This is a genomic window from Paenibacillus sp. FW104-T2 (assembly GCF_058789975.1).
In genome coordinates, this window is sequence record NZ_JBYTCE010000007.1 from 193,532 (window position 1) to 214,936 (window position 21,405).

General features: G+C 48.1%; 21 protein-coding genes. 19 read left to right on the forward strand and 2 right to left on the reverse strand.

Going from position 1 to position 21,405, the window contains the following annotated elements; genetic code table 11:
* Nucleotides 1–48: 48 nt before the first annotated feature.
* Nucleotides 49–948: an SDR family oxidoreductase gene (locus tag AC3WQ3_RS11490; protein WP_153976719.1), complete on the reverse strand. Its 900-nt coding sequence runs from the start codon at nt 946–948 to the stop codon at nt 49–51.
* 155 nt (nt 949–1,103) lie between these two features.
* Here AC3WQ3_RS11490 and fosB point away from each other — a divergent pair, with 155 nt between their 5' ends.
* On the forward strand, nt 1,104–1,523 hold the full coding sequence (gene fosB, locus AC3WQ3_RS11495; RefSeq protein WP_095291785.1) for a metallothiol transferase FosB: 420 nt from the start codon (nt 1,104–1,106) through the stop codon (nt 1,521–1,523).
* A 134-nt stretch (nt 1,524–1,657) separates the two neighbouring features.
* Nucleotides 1,658–1,867 (forward strand): hypothetical protein, encoded by a 210-nt coding sequence (locus AC3WQ3_RS11500; RefSeq protein ID WP_336783736.1) that lies wholly within the window; start codon nt 1,658–1,660, stop codon nt 1,865–1,867.
* A gap of 96 nt (nt 1,868–1,963) precedes the next feature.
* Here AC3WQ3_RS11500 and AC3WQ3_RS11505 read toward each other — a convergent pair whose 3' ends face one another.
* A complete protein-coding gene (locus tag AC3WQ3_RS11505) occupies nt 1,964–3,214 on the reverse strand; it encodes a helix-turn-helix domain-containing protein (protein ID WP_492472330.1) in 1,251 nt (416 codons plus the stop codon).
* Nucleotides 3,215–3,399: 185 nt separating this feature from the next.
* Here AC3WQ3_RS11505 and AC3WQ3_RS11510 point away from each other — a divergent pair, with 185 nt between their 5' ends.
* From AC3WQ3_RS11510 to AC3WQ3_RS11590, 17 genes are all read left to right on the forward strand, one after another.
* A complete protein-coding gene (locus AC3WQ3_RS11510) occupies nt 3,400–3,606 on the forward strand; it encodes a hypothetical protein (protein WP_193724807.1) in 207 nt (68 codons plus the stop codon).
* A 117-nt stretch (nt 3,607–3,723) separates the two neighbouring features.
* Nucleotides 3,724–4,692 carry a 3-oxoacyl-[acyl-carrier-protein] synthase III C-terminal domain-containing protein gene (locus tag AC3WQ3_RS11515; RefSeq protein ID WP_492472331.1) on the forward strand — a complete coding sequence of 323 codons (969 nt, stop codon included), beginning with the start codon at nt 3,724–3,726 and terminating at the stop codon, nt 4,690–4,692.
* Nucleotides 4,673–6,061, forward strand: coding sequence for a preATP grasp domain-containing protein (locus tag AC3WQ3_RS11520; protein WP_492472332.1), 1,389 nt, complete (start codon nt 4,673–4,675; stop codon nt 6,059–6,061). The genes AC3WQ3_RS11515 and AC3WQ3_RS11520 overlap by 20 nt, the downstream gene beginning before the upstream one ends.
* On the forward strand, nt 6,062–7,351 hold the full coding sequence (lysA, locus tag AC3WQ3_RS11525; protein WP_492472333.1) for a diaminopimelate decarboxylase: 1,290 nt from the start codon (nt 6,062–6,064) through the stop codon (nt 7,349–7,351).
* A gap of 15 nt (nt 7,352–7,366) precedes the next feature.
* A complete protein-coding gene (locus tag AC3WQ3_RS11530; RefSeq protein WP_336783730.1) occupies nt 7,367–7,627 on the forward strand; it encodes an acyl carrier protein in 261 nt (86 codons plus the stop codon).
* Nucleotides 7,627–8,505, forward strand: a complete 879-nt coding sequence (locus tag AC3WQ3_RS11535; protein ID WP_492472334.1) for a hypothetical protein — start codon at nt 7,627–7,629, stop codon at nt 8,503–8,505. Before AC3WQ3_RS11530 ends, AC3WQ3_RS11535 begins: the two co-directional genes overlap by 1 nt.
* A 19-nt stretch (nt 8,506–8,524) precedes the next feature.
* Nucleotides 8,525–9,496 (forward strand): 3-oxoacyl-[acyl-carrier-protein] synthase III C-terminal domain-containing protein, encoded by a 972-nt coding sequence (locus tag AC3WQ3_RS11540; protein WP_492472335.1) that lies wholly within the window; start codon nt 8,525–8,527, stop codon nt 9,494–9,496.
* Entirely contained in the window at nt 9,497–10,225 is a 729-nt protein-coding gene (locus AC3WQ3_RS11545; RefSeq protein WP_492472336.1) for a hypothetical protein, read from the forward strand. It begins immediately after the preceding gene.
* Complete coding sequence (locus AC3WQ3_RS11550; RefSeq protein WP_492472337.1) at nt 10,225–11,382, forward strand: acyl-CoA dehydrogenase family protein; 1,158 nt, start codon at nt 10,225–10,227, stop codon at nt 11,380–11,382. The genes AC3WQ3_RS11545 and AC3WQ3_RS11550 overlap by 1 nt, the downstream gene beginning before the upstream one ends.
* Nucleotides 11,375–12,349: a hypothetical protein gene (locus AC3WQ3_RS11555; protein ID WP_492472338.1), complete on the forward strand. Its 975-nt coding sequence runs from the start codon at nt 11,375–11,377 to the stop codon at nt 12,347–12,349. The genes AC3WQ3_RS11550 and AC3WQ3_RS11555 overlap by 8 nt, the downstream gene beginning before the upstream one ends.
* 19 nt (nt 12,350–12,368) lie before the next feature.
* Complete coding sequence (locus tag AC3WQ3_RS11560) at nt 12,369–13,754, forward strand: MATE family efflux transporter (protein ID WP_336783723.1); 1,386 nt, start codon at nt 12,369–12,371, stop codon at nt 13,752–13,754.
* Nucleotides 13,755–13,784: 30 nt separating this feature from the next.
* Nucleotides 13,785–14,957: an arginase family protein gene (locus tag AC3WQ3_RS11565; protein WP_336783722.1), complete on the forward strand. Its 1,173-nt coding sequence runs from the start codon at nt 13,785–13,787 to the stop codon at nt 14,955–14,957.
* The gene (locus AC3WQ3_RS11570) at nt 14,954–15,931 is read left to right on the forward strand and encodes an LpxL/LpxP family acyltransferase (RefSeq protein ID WP_492472339.1); all 978 of its coding nucleotides are present in this window, start codon (nt 14,954–14,956) and stop codon (nt 15,929–15,931) included. Before AC3WQ3_RS11565 ends, AC3WQ3_RS11570 begins: the two co-directional genes overlap by 4 nt.
* A gap of 23 nt (nt 15,932–15,954) precedes the next feature.
* Nucleotides 15,955–17,310, forward strand: coding sequence for a M16 family metallopeptidase (locus AC3WQ3_RS11575; RefSeq protein WP_492472340.1), 1,356 nt, complete (start codon nt 15,955–15,957; stop codon nt 17,308–17,310).
* An 18-nt stretch (nt 17,311–17,328) separates the two neighbouring features.
* Nucleotides 17,329–18,552 carry a M16 family metallopeptidase gene (locus AC3WQ3_RS11580; RefSeq protein ID WP_492472341.1) on the forward strand — a complete coding sequence of 408 codons (1,224 nt, stop codon included), beginning with the start codon at nt 17,329–17,331 and terminating at the stop codon, nt 18,550–18,552.
* A gap of 170 nt (nt 18,553–18,722) precedes the next feature.
* Nucleotides 18,723–19,373: a 4'-phosphopantetheinyl transferase family protein gene (locus AC3WQ3_RS11585; RefSeq protein WP_336783718.1), complete on the forward strand. Its 651-nt coding sequence runs from the start codon at nt 18,723–18,725 to the stop codon at nt 19,371–19,373.
* A 122-nt stretch (nt 19,374–19,495) separates the two neighbouring features.
* Entirely contained in the window at nt 19,496–21,313 is a 1,818-nt protein-coding gene (locus AC3WQ3_RS11590; protein ID WP_492472342.1) for a S9 family peptidase, read from the forward strand.
* Nucleotides 21,314–21,405 lie beyond the last annotated feature (92 nt).

Below are 21,405 nucleotides of genomic sequence, written 5' to 3' on the forward strand. Positions count from 1 at the left end.
TGGACGATAAATCGTTTAAATACCTATTGGTTTTCACCACGCCTGACCTTAGGTGGTCACCATATCGCCGCCGTTGATATGAATGCATTCACCGGTTACGTACGACGAATCACGCGATCCGAGATAGACATAGGCCGCTGCCAGCTCATATGGCTGGCCTGCACGACCCATTGGCGTCTCGGTTCCAAATACCTGCACATCTTCAGCAGAGAAGCTGGAGGGAATGAGAGGGGTCCAGATTGGACCTGGAGCTACACAATTAACCCGAATTCCCTGAGAAGCCAGTGATTTGGCGAGTACGCGTGTCAGCGAGACAACAGCCCCTTTGGTGGAGGAGTAGTCAATCAGCTGCACATTGCCCTTATAGGCTGTAATGGAAGCCGTGTTGATGATGGAAGCTCCTTTGCACATGTGCGGGAGAGCGGCCTGAATCAGAAAAAAATAGGAAAATACATTGGTTTGAAATGTGTGGTAGAGCTGTTCTTCTGTAATGTCGACAATGCTCGGCTGCACATACTGCACCGCGTGATTGTTGACCAGAATGTCTATTTTCCCGAAGGTTTCCATTGTAGAACGAATGACCGCATCACAGTTTTTCTTCAGCCGAAGGTCGATCTCAATGAGCAGACAGCGCTGGCCCAGCTCTACAATACGATCCCGAGTCCACTCGGCATCCGTCCGTTCATACAGATAAGCAATGACAATATCGGCACCTTCCTTGGCATAAGCAATGGCAGCAGCTCTGCCGATTCCACTGTCCCCACCCGTAATGATGGCTACTTTGCCATCCAGTTTGCAGCTGCCGATGTATGCCGGATCCTCGCTAATAGGTTCAGGTACCATGAGGGTTTCCAGACCTGGCTGACGATCCTGGTGCTGGGGTGGAAATGCCAGTTTTTGCTCTTTGCAGACCGTCTTCTCACCATAAAAAGGGTAGACAGGATTCATTCGCTTGCATCCTCCTCGAGCATTCATTGATAAGCCTAGGCTATGCGTTCGCCCAGAAGAAGGTGCGTTGAGAGAAGAAGTCATTTGTTTTTTGAAGGAGAAATATACCATAATAAGGATGTGAGTAATCAAAATTGTGGAGGTGTCAGGAGCGAGTGAATATACAGGGAATTAATCATCTGTGCTTTTCCGTATCCAATCTGGAACGATCCATTACCTTCTATGAGCAGGCTCTCGGTGCCCGGATTCAAGTGAAGGGCCGCAAGCTGGCGTATTTTGAACTGGCTGGTCTCTGGATCGCTTTGAATCAGGAGGATGTTATTCGCAATTATACGGAACGAACCTATACACATATTGCCTTCACTGTGAAGGAAGAGGAGTTTGATACCTCTGTGCAAGAGCTAAAGGCAGCAGGGGCCGATATTCTTCCTGGCAGAGCACGCGATCCCAGAGATGCAAGGTCTGTTTATTTTACCGATCCCGATGGTCATCTGTTCGAACTGCACACAGGCACCATGAAACAAAGACTGGATTATTATCGTGAAGATAAACCACATATGACTTTTTATACATGATAACGCAATGCAAATGGAGGTAAATGGGAATTAACGTATTTAAAGTCACTGCAATTATCCGTAAAATACGTCTTAGGTTCGCCGAGTATATACGATATGGTCTGCTGCCAAATCATACACAAGGAGAGATGGACGTGAAGAGTAGAGGATTCAAGCTACAAGGAATTGCAAGTGGGCTCTGTGTGGCAACGGTTGTGGTCATTTCATTCTTTACAGGGCAGCTTCATGCTTCAGGAGGAGTCGTGCAGCCTCAGGGAGACTTGAGCCATGTATATAAACATATTCAGGAAGAGGTAACTCCACTCGATTTGAATGATCCTGTCCCAGATTTTAAATCCGTTTAGAAATAATGGAAAACGGGTCTCCAGTTCCGAGAGCCCGTTTCCGAAAGTGGATCTGACTTACAACTGTGAGTTGTTAGGTGAAGATCAGGATCGTATTTATCTGATATATGACTTGTAGTCATCAAATTCCATTTTTTGTTTTTGCTTGCTTAACTGAAGTAACTGGTGGCTGATGTCAGCCTCACGTTCGGCATGAATACGTTTTAGGAGATCGTGGCTCATCCGAAGAAAATAATATCCTTCATCGGAGTTGTCCTTCTCATGGAATACCAAGCCGAGGAGACGATATAATTTTGCCCGTAAGACCCCTTCATCTCGCAGCTCCAGCAACTGTAGAGCTTCTTTGATGACAGTCTCTGCTTGCTGTAGTTCGCGCTCTTCCAAATAAATTTTACTGATTTCCTCCAATATGGAAGCCTTCTTGTGGGGCAGATTACGTTCGTCGTAAATTCCGGCGCATTCACCCAGCAAGGGAAGGGCTTCTTTTTTTTGCCCCATATGAAGCTGTATGACCGCAAGGTTATGGAGCGCCAGGACATAGGACTCACTTCTTGCCAGTTTATATGAATCTACCGATTTTTTGGTCCAATCATAACTTAACTGCATGTGACCGTCTTGTTCAGACATGTAATAGGCTTTTCCCAAACCAAGCGTAATCTCACCATAGAGCTCCGGCTGGCCTGCCATGCGGGCTTCTTTCTCTGCCTTGAGATAGAACTCCAATCCTTGATCAATATTTCCTAGACGCAAATGGGTAGTTCCAAGATAGATCAGCGCGCGTATATGTTCATCATGTAGGTATTTTAGTCGGCTGCTGTAGGTATACGCATGTTCATAAAATTTGCGGGCAGCATGGAACAACTCAGAATGAAAAGCTGCGCGTCCCATTTCCAAATAGTACTGGACAATTCGCTCTCTATCTCCGGTGCGAGTTACGATAAATGCTGCGGCTTCACCATTGTCCAAAGCCTGACGGTATTCTCCTAGTCGATTATAGCTTCGCATGATGAGAAGATAGGCTTCAGTCTGGTCGAGTACATCTTTGGTCAGTGTGAGCACATTATGGGCCATCCGGATGCAGGCACGATCGTTGCGCTCCTTATAATACAACTTTGCCTTATCCAGTACGGCTTCTCCAATATCGGTATCTGTCGCTGTACTTCCTCCCAAAAAATACTCCATGGGTGTATTCAATCGTTTGGCTATGATTTTCAACATTCGCTGAGAGGGGACGGCTCTGCCTTTTTCAATGAGACTGATATAAGAGCGTGTCATATCCTCGCCTGCCAGTTGTTTTTGGGATAGTCCAAGCTGCTCCCGGATTTCCCGGATTTTAGGTCCGAGCATGATCATTTCACCGTCCCTTAAATAAAGATTGAGATATTACTAGCATTGTGATTTGTATGTTGATCATGTGGTGGGCAGAAGCAGGGGGTAAGGAGTGTAAGAGGTCCATTTACCTCCATTTACAGTTTAAATACGATTTGGAAGATTATAGAATGATAGTATCTTAGATGAAAGGAGGAATACCAATGGTCATTAAAGCGACTCCAATTACATTGGAACAATTGAAAAACAAAGAACTGGAAGCGACACAATCGGATGTGAACGTGCTGGATGAAACACGTGAAGTCAGTGCCCGTGCAGCAGCAGCTCGTGCAGCGGCAGCTCGTGCGGCGGCAGCCCGTGCAGCAGCGGCCCGTGCAGCAGCAGCTCGTGCAGCAGCAGCCCGTGCATAATCTCCTATACTTATTGTTACATGATGGTTAGATTCAATAGATGAGAGCTTCTGACGAAGCTCTCTCCCTGTATCCAGAGCGCTCTGAATGAAGGGTATAACGAGGTGTCCGAAACCGATGCATATCAACCAAATCTGGTCTTACATTCCGGAGTTCGCTGTTCCTGTCCGGGAGTTAAATGAACATCTTGGACTCAAAAATGCTCAGACCAAAGTCATGGAGAAAATTCATGGTCTGAAACAGGTCCGGCAAGATAAGGGCGGTGATCTGACTGCACTTCTCGGGCGTGTGCTCGCCCAGGTGGTCAACAGTCCGGCGGTCGTTCCGTCTTCCATTAAGTATATCATTTATTGTCATACAATTCAGGAAAATTTCCCCTTTCCTATGAAGGTGCTTCAAGGCTTGAAACAAGCGTACGGGTTGCAGCATGCGATTGCTTTTTCGCTGACGCAGCAAAATTGTGCTTCGGGTCTAATCGCATTGGATGCCGCCGCCACGTTGTTGCCTTCACTGGAAGAGGATGATCATATTTTAATCTTGACGGGTGAGAAAACATTCAGTCCCATTGTGCAGCTTATTCCCAATACAACGGTTATGGGAGAGGCTGCGGCGGCTGTTCTGATTGGAAATTCCAACAGCGGAAGCCGGATGATCGGACTAAGGAATGTGACCTTGGGGCAATTTTGCAATGTGCTGACAGGGGATCCGGAGACGTTAAAAGAATTCCAGGAGATTTATACACCACAGTTATGTGAAGTCATTGTCCAGGCAGTCAACCAAACCGGGCTCACGATGCAGGATATACGTTATATTGTTCCGCATAATGTGAATCTCTCTTCATGGAAAAAGGTTGCTGCAGCGTTGTCTTTTCCGTTGGAACGTGTATACACCTTCAATGTGCCAGAGATCGGACACTGTTTCTGTTCCGATCCATATATCAATCTGAAAGAAATTTCAGATTTGCAACTTCTACAGAGGGACGACTACTATTTGCTCGTCACCGTTGGTCTTGGAGCTACATTTAGCGTGGCAGTAATGCAGTATGCAGGAATGGGAGGTGGCGTAGTTGACCACGCTGTTATCTGACTTTTCGATCAAGCTGAAGCGTGCACTCACAGGTAGAGAGGATGCGGTATTGGTTTATCTGAACAATTTCGAAGTCGAGGAATACTGGAATGAGCAAGGGGTACTGAAGCTACCTTCTCTAAGTATTGGATCTGCTTCAGACGTAGTGAACCGGATGGAGGAGCTCGGTGTCTTTCTCGCAGGAGAACAGGATGTTGTTCTGCTGAAGAGTTTGCCAGATCCCGGTTTTGTGGCAGATGCCCGAGTGGTTGGATTCGGGCGTTCCCGATTTATTGCAACAGAGTCTAATGAACCGGGGATGAACATTACTGCCAGCATCCTGCATTGCCCGCGTACGTTGGAGAAGCTGCGTGAACTGGCTCATGATCGTAGCATTCAGAAGTATCTGGTTCCGTTCGGGGTCTCAGATCAGGAAGAGGAATTATCCCGTCAGACAGGCATTCCCCTTGCAGTGCCTCCAGCGAATGTATTTCGTAAGGTCAATGACAAGGGTTATGCCCGGCGTCTTAATGCCGAACTAGGCATACGCCAGATTCCCGGCTGTGAATGTTCTTCACTGGAAGAGCTGTCCTCGGGATTTGAACATTTGAAGTCTGTATTGGAACAAGGCGGCAGACTAGTATTGAAAGATTCGATGGGTGTATCCGGGAAAGGCATTACCGTTATTGCTGAGGAGTCCCGCTTCCGCAAATGCATGAGTTTGCTCGAAAAGCAGGCTAGCAAAAATGGGACAAGAACAGTCAATTATGTGTTGGAACAATGGATCAACAAGACCTGTGACTTGAACTACCAGATTTTAATTGACCGAACTGGCGAGATTGAGTTTCTCGGTGTTAAGGAATCCTTGGTTGAACAGGGAGTGCATCAAGGGCATTTAATGCCGCCGCGCCTGGATAATAACCAGATTGCAGTTATTCAGGATGCTGCATTCCGTATTGGAGCAGCACTTCATAGAGACGGATATTATGGCATAGCCGGTATTGATGCCATTCTCGATGAAGACGGAAGTGTGTGGCCGAACCTGGAAATCAATGCAAGGTTTAATATGTCTACCTATCAGATCAATATCCAGAACCGCTGGATTTCGGACGGCATGTTCGGACTGGCTAAGAAATATGCACTCCGGCTGAAAGAGCCGCTGGAGTACGAGGACTTACGGTCCGTGCTTGGACAGCTTTTGTTTGATCCATTAAAAGGCGAAGGTTTGCTGATTAACAACTTTGCTACCGTTAATGCTGCATTCAAAAGCACAGGCAGCCTATTCTCAGGCCGTCTGTATGGCGTAATTATTGCGCATTCGGAGGAACAGTTGCGAGCAACTGATATTGCAGTGGAAGCAGCACTAACAACCATAAACGAGGTGAAATAAATGTCAGGGGAATACCATATTCAGCAAGTTGCCATCTCCGAAATTGCTGAGCGCTTTGGCACACCATTGTATGTATATGATAGCGATGTATTGGAGCAAGTCTATCAGGAACTTCGAGGATTGCTTACGCCAAAAGTAGAGCTGTTTTATTCGCTTAAAGCCAATCCCAATATCTCCATTGTTCATTGGTTGCACGAGCTTGGAGCCCGGGCTGAGGTTTGTTCCATGACCGAGTTACATACGGCGCTTGAAGCGGGTGTGAAGCCTGAGCATATTATTTTTCTAGGACCAGGTAAGAGTGCTGCTGAGATTATCGCATGTGTAAGGCAGGGCATTTACGCCATCGTATGCGAATCATTTCAGGAGCTTGAGCGCATCGAAGCAATTGCAGCGGATGAAGGGCGAATTGTGCCGGTAGCACTGAGAATCAATCCTTCGTTTGCCGTAAAAGGATCCCGTCTGACCATGGGCGGGAAACCGCGCCAGTTTGGTATCGACGAGAACCATGTGATTCAAGGGAAGGAAAAGTTTGAACGTTGCTCACATGTGGATATTATGGGACTGCATGTCTATATGGGAACTCGCATGCTTGAAGTGGAGCCCATTGTGCAAAATACACGCCACATTTTGGAACTGGCCGAACGGATTGAGCAGCATTTGGGCATCAAACTGCGCATGGTCGATGTGGGTGGGGGTTTGGGAGTTCCGTATCATGAAGGGGAAGAGCCGCTGTCCGTGGGTTCATTAACGGAGCAACTGAATCCGTTGTTTGATGAATATAAAGCGAATCATCCTGACACCCGCTTGTTTATGGAGCTGGGTCGTTATCTGGTGGGCAAAAGCGGTATGCTTGTGAGCCGTGCACTGTATGTCAAACAATCGTACGGAGAAACCTTTATCGTTACGGATGGAGGGACGAACTGCCATATGGCAGCAGTCGGTATCGGATCGTTTGTGAAGCGGAACTTTCCGATCGCTTCTCTGACACGTTATGGTGAATCTCCGGTAGCGGAGTACAACATCACGGGACCACTCTGTACCCCAAACGATGTGATTGGTAAACGAGTGAATCTGCCTTATGTTGCTCAAGGAGATCTGATTGGAGTTTTTCATTCTGGTGCTTACGGTCCTACAGCTTCTCCGACCCATTTCCTGAGCCATGGCAGTCCTGCAGAAGTGATGGTCAGCGGGGGAGAGGTGCATCTGATTCGGGAGAGAGATACACCTCAGGATATGCTGGGCAAACAACGTTTAATCCATGTTTCACCGTCAGCAGTAACTAACCTATGAGGAGAGATGATAATCATGACCACTGCATTATTGCTTGAAGAGATTAAGGGAGCCCTTGCCGAAGTGTTGAATATGGAAGCGGACCAGGCTATTAACCTAGATACGTCTTTATTTGACGAGCTTCATCTGGATTCTACTTCCGTTCTGGAGCTGTTGATGACATTGGAAGATCGGATTGATGGTTTGGAAATCGACCCGGATGAATTGGAACCCGATGTTTTTGATACAGTGGGTTCACTGGCTGCATACATTGAGAAGCAGCTTGTAGCTGTCTGATGGCGGCGCCTGTTGCCATCCGGGACATGAAAGTCAGGCTTTTTGCAGACAAGCAGCCTCCGTTTGAACACCCGGAGTTATTGCGATTCCACCAGGATATGCTAGCGAATTCACCTGTAGAGGCTCGCTTCGAACTACTGAAGGAGCGCAATAACAATGCTTACCATGACATGAGCACAGAACTTCTCGAAGAAACCGGGATTGATCAGATCATGAAGGAGGTCGATATTCTCCTACTGGCCTACAATTTCCCAAACATACGTCCCGATATTTCAATTGTAAATTATTTAATGGACCGTTACCAAGCCCGTTTCCTCAGCTTTGCTGTGAATGATCTGGGTTTTGGTGCTCCTTTTGCCGCACTGCATATGCTTCAGCATTATTTGAACAATGGCGGCTATAAAAAAGGCATACTGCTGGTCTTGGACCAAACGGCACTTCCTTATGAAACGGATGAAATCAGTAAAGCTCCAGGTCCAGATACAGCCGCGGTCATGGTTCTGGATCAGTTGTCAGGAACAGGTCTTTCACTTCTGGGCGTAGAGATGAGGTATGCAGAGGAATCAATTGAGAAGACGGCAGCACGGGTGCTGGATGGATTATGCAGCCGGGTTTCCGTTGACCCGAAACAGATCGCTTTATTGGTCCATCCATTACTGGAGCAGCAAGTGAAGGGAGCCTCATGGTTCCATGAAACAGGCCGGAGAGGAAGTTATGACCCTTCGCGCTGGAGTGCTGCCCCGTTCTTTGCTCTCGAAGAACTTCTCCAGGAGAGAGACAGGGATCAATATGTATGTCTGATGCATCTGGAGCAGGCGGATTCATTTGTCTATGCACTCCTCATTCGTACAGGCGAGGCAGAAGAGATGGAGTTGTAATCCGGAGGAGGCAATGAATATGGGATTCGGCATTGTGGATATAGGCGTATATTTGCCCGATCAGATCGAGGAACCTGAAGTCATACTGGAAAAGATGGGGCTGGGTAAGGGGGAACTTCAGTTACTGCGTAAGTATCATCGACTGAAGGGTGTCCCTATTACTGATCCGAATCGATTTCTGGATGAATCGATGATTCAGGCCATCCGTCACCTTGAGGATAGGCACCCCCTGCCTGCGATAGACCTTGTCCTCTATGCCCACTCTGCACATGTGCAGGCACCTGGAGATTATTTGCCTTTACAGCGGGCTCTTCGTCAGTTCGATCTGGAACATGTGCCGTTCTATAGCATCTCACATATGAACTGTGCTTCATCGATAGCCGCTCTTCAATGGCTTGAACGAATATCCCTTACGCAGCCGGAGATTGGCCATGTACTGTTGGTTTGTGCCGATCAGTTCAATTTTTTGCCATCTGAATGGAGATATATCCGCAAATCGACGATATTGGGTGACTCTGCTGTAGCGGTCCTTCTAAGTAGAGATGAGGGGAAGCATGTTGTACAGGCTACTCACATGCTAAGAGATACGCGGTTCCATAACGGATATTATGCCGAGGCAGAAGAGATGGCGTCGTTTAACAAGTTGTATGTGGATCATATCATTCAAGGCATGGAAGAGCTGCTGTCAGCGGAGGGATTGACACTTCGGGACGTGGATCATATCTTCCCTCATAATGTGAATTTCACGACCTGGAAGGAGTTCTCCAAACGTACGGGTATTGGGCAAGAACGGATCTATCTGGACAATATTCCCCGGATCGGGCATACGTTCTCAACTGATGCGTTCATTAATCTGAGTTCAGGGCTGGAGAGTAATTGGGTATGCCATGAGGGACGGTCCGTACTGGTCAGCATTGGGCTGGGCAGCTTTTTTGGATTTGCACTGATTGAGCATGGAAGGGCAGATAACAAGCATGGAGGAGGAGTGTAAATGTCAGTCGTGGATTCACATATGGCAGGTACTGCGCCCGATGGAGTCAATTCAGCGGGATGTGCAGTTCCTCCTATTGCAAAACTGTTGGAAAGTGCAACAATACGATACCAGGGGCATCCGGTATTCCTTTCCCGAGGGACGTATGTATTGGTTACCCGCGAGCTGGTTGAAGAGCTGCCTTTCGTCTGGCATGAAGGAACTGACCGCATGTATGAATGGAATCAGATCCAGGTTAATAGGGTGGACGATCCAATGTTGGAACCATCTCTTCAGCTGTATCACATTCAGGTGCCCATTGGAACAGAACAGGATGAGACCCTGCTTAAGGAGCAGGTATTCGATACGACTGATCTGACGAAGCAGATGCTCCAGTTCCGCGTGGAACTGTGCAGGGCAGGATTGGAGCAAGTACGATTACATTTGTCCAGTCGCACATCAGGGGGTCAGTCCACCCTTCAGCATCAGTTAGTGAAGGGCATGATAGCCGACATTTTGACGGTACTATACATGGCTGAGACTGTGCCTGCAGGAACATTCGCCATGGATCAAGCTCATATTTCACCTGATCGGACAATTACCTGGGTACATCGAGAGCTTGATGAGGCTTTCCGTCTTGTCCAGCGTCTTGGTGGTGGATTTGGTTACCTGAGGCAGGGGATATCAGCCTATGTGTACACCGGTCAACTGGTCAAAAATATAATGCTGGATGCCAAGGAGGACTGCTAATGATAAAACCATCCACAATTGCTGTGTTTGAACACGAAATGAGGAAGTATGCAGCCGAATTGCGCGAAATCGGCCTTGTAATAGATCGTGAGCCTGAGCGGATCACTGAATTCACGAATCTGGAATCCATACGAACCATTAATCGCATGATGATCCCCCCGGAATATGGAGGTGAGCCCATCGTGACTGTAGGCCAAGAGCGATATTATGGACTTTCCTGCCTGGAGAGGGTGATCGCCATTGAGCAGCTTTCGGCAGGTGACGCAGGTGTTTTTCTGGGAAGTCCAGGTCCGTCCATGTCCAGCGTGATTATTTCGGCTCTGGCGGATCCACAGCAGAAGGAACGGTATTATTCTCATTTCCTTAAGGGAACAGCATGGTCTTTCTTTGCTCTGACAGAACCTGAAAAAGGTTCAGATGCCACTGAAATTGGCACACGCATTTCACGTAATGGAGAAGGCAGGCTGGAGCTGAACGGGCAAAAGTTTTATATCGGAAATGGGCACCGTGCCAGCATTGGACTGGTATTTGCCCAGACGAACCGTACGCCGCTAGGTATTCAGATTGCGCTGGTAGACAAGTCAATCAGTGGCTTTACTGCGAAGCCGCTCGATACGATGGGTGTAAGAGGAGTGCAGTTAAGTCACCTGACATTTGATGCTTGTCAGCTGGAGGAGCATGATATAATCGGACGTCATCTAAGTCCGACCAAACGTGGATTGTGGGGGGCTCTTCAAACCTTTCACCGAATGCGGCCGGGCGTAGCAGCACTCGCGTTAGGTGTGGCTCAAGCAGCGTTTGATTACGTCAGAGAGCAGAGATCCTTCTTCAAGGAAAGGGAGAAGCTGGAGCTGGAGCAGATTGAAATGCGATTGCATGCACTTCGCAGCATGATTCGCAGTGCAGCAGCAGAGATTGATGCGGATGTGCAGAAAGGGTATCTGGCTTCCCTTAGCAAAATCCGGGCCGGAGCCCTTGCCGAGGAGGCAACAGAGCTTGCACTGGATCTGATGGGCCCTGGTTCCATGCATGAGCATCCGTTATTGAATAAGTGGTATCGCGATGCAAGGGCCTTTGAGTTCATGGAGGGCACCACCTCCATCCAGAAGATCAACGTCTTCCAGGCCTACGCTAACGGAAAAATGAAGCATGCCTGATGTTCATAGCCTCAACCGCCGGACGTCTGTATTTGTAAATCATATCTGTTGGGTTACTGCTGAAGATCACTTGTATACCTTGGATAAACCGGATGTGGAAGATTACTATTACCTATCTCCACATATATATATGGAGGAACACTATTATGGGAAATCCACTTTACGTACCCGATCCCTGTTATCCGCTGGAAGGCGCGTAACTGCAGGCGATCTTGCGCTAATTGCTATGGAATCCTTATCTGAAAATGCAGAACTGTGGGATGTGTTGATATTGGCGCAGACTTATCCTGATCGATATGCAATGAACCCGCCACTGGCTCGAATCCTGGAATCGACTTCATGGAAGGTGGATTATCCGCTTGCTTTTTCCCATCTGGGAGCACTCGCGGGTTTGGAAGGAATTCAGGCTGCTCAGTGGACATTGATGGGAAATCAAAGGGGAGCACTGGTTCTAACAGAGCAGCGTGTACTGGAGAGTGGAGTTTTACCGAGGCAAGGATGCTCGCAAACTGGTATACCGGGAGAACGATCGGATATGGCTGTAGCTTTGGACTTAAGCAAGGAGACGGGAGCCCTGGAAGTGGACTACATGGGGAAGGTATTCATGAATTCAGCTGAAGGAAGGAGTATCTCCGAAAAGGTCAGCTCTATTCTTGAAGAGCTGATGAAGTCCTGTCAGACAGATCACGTGATTGTCCAGTCCAGTCTGGTATCACGCATTTGTGCAGACGGAGAACAGCATATTCATCCAGTAAAAACTTTCGGAATACCCCATAGAGATTATCAAAGTGGTGATGTATGGATACAGCTTGGAGAGCAGCTCCAGAATGGAAGCATCCGTCCAGGTGAACGTGTTCTGCTTGTCGCTTGGGATGGAGGCTGTTTGCTGACTGCGTCCTGCGCATTTGTTATAAGGCAACCCAACCTCTCGAAGCTCCCGCTTCACTTGGGAGTTGGAACATCATGACCTGAGGAGGTGCTTCATCGTGCAAGGCCTGGATTATACTTCTGGATCCGTGAACAGATTGTTGATTCGCACCGCAATACCAATGCTTCTCGCTTCTTTGGTCAATGTCACAACGCAGCTGGTTAACGTATTCTTCATGGGCCATACAAGCCAGACCGTACTGTACGTGTTATCGCTGTATATCCCCATTTCCTTCGTTATGATTGCCATTGTGGAAGCAACACAGCTGTCTGTTCAGGTTGCTGTATCTCGCAGTCGAGCAGAGGGATCCCCATACTTTACACAGTTGTTTGCTCACATGATGGGCAGTGCAGGGGTGTTGGCCATTGTTATGGGGGGTCTGGTGATGCTGCTATCACCCTTGCTGTCCTGGTTTTATGCGGTTCCGAGTGATGTCCGGCCACTCTTTGCATTCTATGTTGCTGGCATGATGGCTGCGGGTGTGCCTGCTGTACTCGCAGCAGCCAGTGGAGCTGCCTTGAGAGGACTTGGCAGGGCACAAGCCGCCTCGTGGAATGCTGTTGGTACGGCGTTACTTAATATTCTGCTTGTGTATTGGTTTGTCTCCTTAGTTGGTTTTGATCTAAAGGGGATTATCTATGCCAATCTCATTTCTTCCACGTTGTCCCTGCTTATCTCTGTTCTAATTTTATTTGTGCGTAAAGAACTGGTTGCTGTAAGGCTTGCGTTTGTACAGAGGCACCTTATTGCGCTCCGGCAGGTCGGCATTCCGGTATTCATCTCATACTGTCTAATCTTTGTTAGTACATTTTTCTTCAATAAAATTGTTAGCCACTTTGGTGAAGGGGTTGTAGCAGGATTCGGTGTGGGTTACCGCATACAGACCATGGCGATCTTACCTGGCATAGTCATCGGGTCCGCAATTGGAATCCTGATCAATCATAACCTCCAACAGGCACATCGACCGAGAGCATATGAAAGTTACCGCAGGGGCCTTTTGCAGTCTTTTATCATTTATGCCGTAATCTCTGTAGTGATCTGGATCTGGCGTGATCCTCTTACCGCTCTTCTGATCGCGGATCCTGTATCCCGTACTGAAGCTGCGCGGTATCTTGCGATTGTTGCCCTTTCCTATCTCACCATGGGTCCCATGATGACCACTTTGCTTACCATGGAACAGAGTGGAAGGGGGTATCAGGCTCTTTTATTAAACGCGGTGTATTTCCTGCTAATCATTACGGCAGGTTGGGTATTAACGCGAGTATTTAATCAAGTTGTCTATTTTTATAGTGTGATCGCTTTCGTTAACGCAGCCAGTCTATTCTGCCTCTTACCCGTACTTCGGATGTTCAAGCGGGAGTACGCAGAACAGTCTGTACCCGGAGGGTCGGATCTGGAAGGGCAGGAGGTCATAAACGGCCGAAGTTATTCAACACAGTCATAACTAAATTATTTAATAGCAGGGGGCCCTCTTATGAAAGATCTGGAACCTGTATATCTGGTGCGTCGCCTCGGGAATGCATTAATCGCTGCTGATAACTCGTTCAGCCAGTTTTATCAGATCGAGCCAGCTGAAGAACTGGAGCCGCGCCTTGTACCGCAACTGGCAGGTATTGCACCGCCAGTGATCCCCTTTTTTTCACTGGAGCCACTTGCTAGCCACGCTTCTCCTCGTCTCTATATTCTGGGCATCCCTTATGCTGGAGGCACGGGCATGGAGGAATCCAAGGTTGGGGAGTTTGAACAAAGTCTGCGGGCTGAATCCTGGAAAAAGGTATTATACCCGGCCCTGACGGAGTCCCGCTTATCGGGTTTAACTGATATTGGCAATGGTCAGCGATTGCTTGAATTCATAGGCATGCAGGATCTGGGCTCCTGCGTACCCTGTGAACATGAGGGAGATTATTTCTATATGGAAGGACTCCAATCAGCACTGAATTACACTCAATCAGAAAAGGCTTTATTGTGCTGTATCGGTGGCGACCATTCCATCACATATTCAATTCTGAAATCCATGCTCAGTCAAATGAGCGGGAAGATCATTTTGGTTCAGTTTGATGCTCACCATGACTGCGGGGTAGATGCCATTCATCAGGAGCAAGTGAACCATGCCAATTTTGTTAGGCATTTGCTTGATGAGGATAACATTGCTGCGATTGTACAAATTGGCCTGCGTGGCCTGCGCTCTTTGGATCAGATGTACAGCCATCCTAAGTTGATCCAGATTTCGGCGGAGCAGATGACTCCGGAGAGAGTGCGTACAGTTCTGGCTGAGACTCAGCAGACACATCAGGCAGAAGCGGCGTATTTATCGTTTGATCTCGATTGCCTTGATCCAGGAAGTTTTCCTTATGTCGATTTTCCCATTAGTGGAGGACCCACCTGGTTTAATACCCGAGATTGCGTTATTTCTGCATTGGAATCGCCGTTGCCCTTTGTCGGATTTGATATGGTGGAGGGACAAGGAGTGGAACATGAGGTGCAGATTCCTGGTCAATATGAGATAGCTTTGAGGATGCTCACCTATATGATGGATGGAATGTACCGGAATTGGGAACGCCACAGGAATGATACCCATGAAGCCGTTGGCGTGTCAGCGGGAAGTTCAGTTCCGATCTCACAATCTTCGAAGGAGACAAGCCTATGATGGATTTCAAATCATTGTACACTCTGCATCATGAACAGGTCGAAGACGAGCTGCATAAGGAACGGGAGGAGGGAATCCATTTGGGTTCCTTCTATGCCTTGATGAACATTGTTAAGGAATTCAAGCCGTTACAACCAAAGGTGACTGCTGAATCGATCTGGATTGATTATCTTGCCTTCTTGCGTACCATTGACGAACACAAAAAAAGTCCTTACTCCTTTCTGGAATGGGATGAGGTGGAGGGACGTGAACATCTGCGGGCCACCTTACAGGAAGGTGGTGCACTTTTAACCTGGCATTATGGGTTTGTCAGACACAATATGATTACGATTGGACAAGAGATTCGTGCGGGTCACATGTCGGCCAAACTTCCATTTTACCTCATTGCAGAGCGGGAAACGGTAGAACAGGAGAAGAAACTGTCCGGCTGGGATGCCATCCGAAAGTATGCGGGAGCAGAACTGCTTAATGCAGAGGATGAGATGATCGGGATCAGGCTGTATTCCCACCTGCGCAAGGGAGGATCCTTTAGTCTTTTTGTGGATGGACAGACCGGATACAATACGGATAATCATGCGGCAAACATTCCTTTTCTCAGTTCACGGATTCGTACCAGAAGTGGAATTTTCCGCATTCTGGCCAAGACGAAGAAGCCGGTATGCCCTTATTTTATGACGTTAACCGAAGACTTTCGCTCCAAAATTGTATTCCTTCCACCTGTCATTCTGGATGAGGATGTCCCATTGGCTGCTGACCGAATTTACGAACCATTTCGCAAACAGCTGCTGGCACAGCCGGCTTTATGGCGTTTTTGGGACAGGCATCATCAGCAGGTTGTTCAGTGGGGAGATGAGGAAAGGCCTGATACAACTGACACAGCCAGCCAAGTCGATTGGATATCCAGGCCGCTAGAAGGTTTTGGTCAACTTGGCCTGAATACAGCTAGCGGTACAGTCTACAGTCTGGACTCATAGCTGGAATGAAAGGAGGAGCAGGGATGCAGTCTTTTATGACAGAGGAACGTAACAACTTGTCAGCGCACATTTTGTCCACGCACAAATATGCCAATCACTATGTACATATCAGTCTGATCAATCCACAGAACAGCATACCCGCAGCGGCATTTGTTGTAATTGTCCGTCTTTTGATGAATCATTCCCGACGGTTTCCGTCCAGATCTTTGATTCAAAGACAGCTATGGTCGCTGAATGGTGCTGAATTCAGATGTCAATTTGAGTACAAAGGGAACAATCAGATAGCGACTTTGATGCTTCGTGTGCCTGATGTATCTGGTTCCATGCCTGAAACAAACCTAAAGGATGCGCTAGAATTCCTTGCAACTCTACTTTATGAACCAGCTTTTGGAGAAGAAGGAAAGTTCGATGAGAGGAAGGTACAGGAAGCGATTGCATGGGCTCAGCAGCATAGGGATTATGATTCATCCGAATGGGACAAGGTTGTGCAGGGGCGATGTCTGGAATGGCTGGGGTATGAGGATATAAGCCGGCTGCAGCAGCTTGAGCCAACGGAACTGTTTGCTGATGGAGTGGAATGGCTTCAGTGGTACCGGATGTTAATCCGTAACCCCATTCATATTCATGTGATTGGCAATGTGCAACATGATCGGATTGCAAACCACATTTGGGATCAATTTATAAGCCGCGACCCTGATGCGTATACCGTGCGATTCGCCGAACAAAATCAGGCGGGGAATGATGCGCGGCTGCCGAAGGTGCAATCACTGGCTCAAATACAGCAGATGCCGGAGAAGCAGGAGCATCCAGAGGTTCAACAGGAGGCAGGATCCATGATGATGGAATTGATGGATATCCAACAGTGCAAAATCAATGTTGCCTACAGCACAGGCATTCGGTTCGGATCGCCTTTATATCCTGCTTTGTTTGTATTCCACACATTATTTGGTGCCACGCCTGCCTCCCGTCTTCAGATTGAATTGCGAGAACGGCAGCAGAGAGTGTATCAGATCAGCAGCCAACTTGATGATTACCGGGAAACCCTGCATATTACGACGGGGACCAGCAGCGCTCATGTGGCTGAAGTTCTGGAAGGCATCGACTCCGAGTGGAGCAGGATCTGTGATGGGGAGATTTCTGTGAAGGAGCTGTATACAACGGTTCAGAATGTGATGCATTTTGTGCAAGTTGGTTTCGATATGCCACAGCAGATCATTGCCAATCATATAGATTTTATTCTGACCGGAAGTGAAATGACTACGGCCCATTTCTTACAGGGGATTGCTGAAGTTACCCCCGAATCTGTGGTATCCGTTGCCTCTGGACTGAAGAAGCAGGTCACCTGGATTCTTTACCCCGAGAATGAATATTCCGCATAGTCTCAAGGAGGTGAATTTATGAATATTACCGTGCCTCATGCCCCTTTTCGCCGTCGTTTATCCAATGGGCTGTTTGTTAATATCTTTCCACAGCCGGATTATCGGCACACGTTTGTTTCATGGTCTGTGCCTTATGGTTCGATTCATGATATCGACGCAGCGGGTACTGCCCATTTTCTGGAGCACATGATGTTCTATAATCCGGATAAACAGGATCTAAAGGCATTGTTTCACGCTGAAGGTGCTTCAACCTCTGCATTAACACGTTACGATGTAACGACATTTCAGTTGGCATGTACAGGCAATTTGATTAGCAGTTTGGAACTGTTAATGAGTACGCTTGCGACTCCGTACTTTACCCGAGAAGATGTGGAGCGTGAAAGGGCGGCCATTCACCAGGAGCTGGCGATGTACGAAGATCAGCCGACTTGGCTGGCTTTGCAGCAGATGCTGGTGATGATGTATGGCGCAGGGCACCCAATTGGCAAGGATGTTGCGGGTACAACAGAGAGTGTCGACACTGTAACCATAGAAGGATTGACCGCAGCGTATCACACACACTACCAAACTTCCCGTATGGCCGTTTCTGTGGCAGGCCCGGTAAATCCTTTTGAGATCATGGATCTATTGGAGAGATATCCGGCAGATGTACAACAGAAGGCATTCCACGCTCCGTTCAGTCAGCCTGCTCAGAATCAGGAGGGAAATGATAATTATCGGGAAATCCATTACGGATTGCCCGTGCCGCTTGTACGCTTCGGCTTTCGGGCAGGAAGCCCGCCTACTCGGTTGGAGGATCAGGTAGCATTGATGATTGGTTTGGAAGCATTGCTGGGTGAAACATCAACCTTCTTTGCAGATTGTGTGGCCTCAGGTTTACTTGGCAACGGGACCGAATGGGATCACTACTACAGGCAGGATTTTGCCTTTTCCAATGCTTGTGGTTACTCTGTGGCTCCGTACGAGTTGTATCATAGGGTTGCCGAGCAATGCCGCCGTGTTACTGTTGAATCCTTCTCCCTGGATAATCTTGAATATGCCCGTATGAAGTGGATGAGCAGCTATTATGCAGATATGGATTCATTAAAAAAGCGCTGCATGCACATTTCCGAATATGAAGTGATCGGACTGAATTACATGCAATTGGGAGAGTGTGCGATGGCTCTGACGGATGAGGAGGTTCGGGTTCAACTGAAACGTATGGCGAATCCCGAGGATCTTCAAATGTCGGTTGTTCGTTAGATATACAGTTGTGAAGGAGGCGGAGTATCCTGATGCAGAGTGTATGCTTAAGAACGCAGGATTTTACGCTAGAAATGGGTTGCTTCCCATCAGGTGCTAGGTCCACAAGTTTTCGGGCAGATGAAGTACACATCTGGACATGTCCTCTTCCTGATCAGGAGGAGGACTCTTTGTCGACATTGGATATGGACATGTTCCTATTAAGTCCGGATGAAAAGGAACGCGTACATAGAAAAAAGAAGACATCTTTACTTGCAGCCCATAGTTTGGCGATCTCTAGGACTTTTCTGAGATATGTACTGGCACACTACATGAGTGAGAAAGCTTCGAATATTTTGATCGAATATGGTGCAGCAGGCAAGCCATATGTTAAGGGAGGACCTCAGTTCAACCTGTCTCATACTCAGGGAGTATCTGTGCTTGCATTAACTGCACACAACGCTCTTGGCATTGATGTGGAATATGTACGTCCACTGCTACACATGGATGCCATCATCAAGCGATTTTTGACCGAAGATGAGAGACAATATGTACTGGAAAACAGGAGTGAAGAGCATGAAACTAGATGGCGGCTATGGCATGTGCTTACGAGAAAAGAGGCTTGGATTAAGGCTTGTGGTCAGTCGTTGTGCGGACGTTGGCGATCTCTAAACACATGGTGTGCAGAGAAGGATAATCGGGATGTGATGGCGCTTGAGGGACAGCATTATGTGTTGCAGTCACTGGATGTAGGTCAGGGCTACTCCGCCTCCCTTTGCGTGACAGGAAAAAGAAAAATGTCTGTACGTTGGATGAATACAACGGATGGCATAAGAAGTTAACAACAATGATAAAGGACTATGACATGAGTATTGTGTAAACAATGGAATTTACTGTAATATGGACAAATATACCTTAATTCACCACCGTTAAATACTTTTTTTCATTCCCAAGGAGGTTTGTCATGCTTCAGTTTCCCAAACCGGATGTAGAGCAGTATTTCCAGACGTATCGCATTTCGCACTTTGCCGTATCGGCGGACGAGAAACGTTTGTTTTTTGACAGCAATTTGAACGGTGAACCGAATATTTGGGCGATGGATTTGCCGGGTGGCTACCCGTATCCCTTGACGTACTTGAACCAGAGCAGTCAGTTTATCAAGCCTGATCCGCTTGGACGCCATATTCTTACAGGGTTTGATCGGGACGGCGATGAGAACTATCATCTATATGCGCTTAAACCGGAGGGTGGCGTGCCGCTGCCCATTGTGCCTGCAGAGCCGAATGACCGCTGTTATTTCTCGGAGTTGTCCGAGGATGGACAGCGACTGTATTACGTGACGAGTGCGGGTAACCCGAATTATCTCAATTCACGTCGACGCGATCTGGAGACAGGCGAGGATGTGCTGTTGTACAGCGGGGAAGAGGCGACGAGCTATTTGGTTGCGATAAGTCCCGACGAGAAGAGCTTCGTCATTGTGAAAATGTATTCCAATACGTATCAGACAGCGCACCTGCACTTGGAAGGGGAGATGATATCCATTCTGCCCGATTCGGAGAGACAGAGCCAGGTATCCGAAATTCTATTTGCAGATGACCATCGCCTTTTGCTCGTCACCAATGATAAGGAAAAATACTCTTATGTGGCTGAATATAGACTGGATACCCGCGAGTTCCGACCTTTGTGCAAAATTGAAGGGGAGGACGTGGAGATGATTCGCTGGCATAAGGCATCGGAGACATTGTACTTCTGGACGCTTACAGGTACAGAAAACCGAATGTACATCCTGGGCAAAGATGCTGAGCAGCCGCGTCGCCTCGACATGCCTTTGGATACGGTAGAACAGACGCGCGTAACCAAAGCGGGCAATGTGTACATTCTTGGCCGGGGTGCGATTCAGCCGCATAATATCTACCGTTTGCCTGCGGGGAGTGATTCTTGGGAATCACTAACGGCCAACCGGGTGACAGGGCTTGATCCGGTTGATCTGGTCTATCCTGACCTGGTTCGGTACAACTCCTATGATGGGCTGGAGATTGAGGCACTTTTCTTTAAAGCCAAGCCGGAGCAGGCCAACGGTTACACGGTGTTCTGGCCGCATGGTGGACCACAGGCCTCGGAAGCCAAGTTTTTTCGGCCGATGTTCCAGCTGATGCTGGCACAGGGCTATCATATTTTTGCGCCAAACTTCCGTGGAAGCACCGGGTATGGTGCCGAGTTTGTGAAGATGGTAGAGAGGGACTGGGGCGAGGGGCCAAGGCTTGACTGTGTTGCAGGCATAAATTGGCTGTTTGACCAAGGCATCTCCTCACCGGATCGCCTGTTTGTGGTTGGAGGCAGTTATGGCGGGTACATGACGCTGCTGCTTGCTGGTCGCCATCCTGAGCTGTTCCGGGCAGCAGTCGATATCTTTGGGCCAAGCAACCTGTTTACGTTCCTGGAATCCGTCCCTGAGGATTGGAAACCGATGATGGATAACTGGCTCGGTGACCCCGTTCGCGACCGTGAGAGGCTAACGAAGGACTCGCCCATCACTTACCTTGACCAGATGGTAAACCCGATGCTGGTCATTCAAGGAGCGAATGATCCAAGGGTTGTGAAGACAGAATCGGATCAGATCGTGGCGGCGCTTCAGGGCAAGGGCGTAGACGTGGAGTATATCGTATTGGACGATGAGGGTCATGGCTTCTCCAGAAAGACGAATGAGATTCTTGTGTATCGGCGGATGCTGGAGTTTCTGCAGAAGCATCAGGAAGCGCCTGTAACGCAGGCCCAAGCTTAACTTATCGTTTAACAATTTAGATAGCAAGACAGGATAAAAAAACGACCGAAGCAGGGGCAGTCCCTGATTTCGGCCGTTTTTTGGTTTATTCT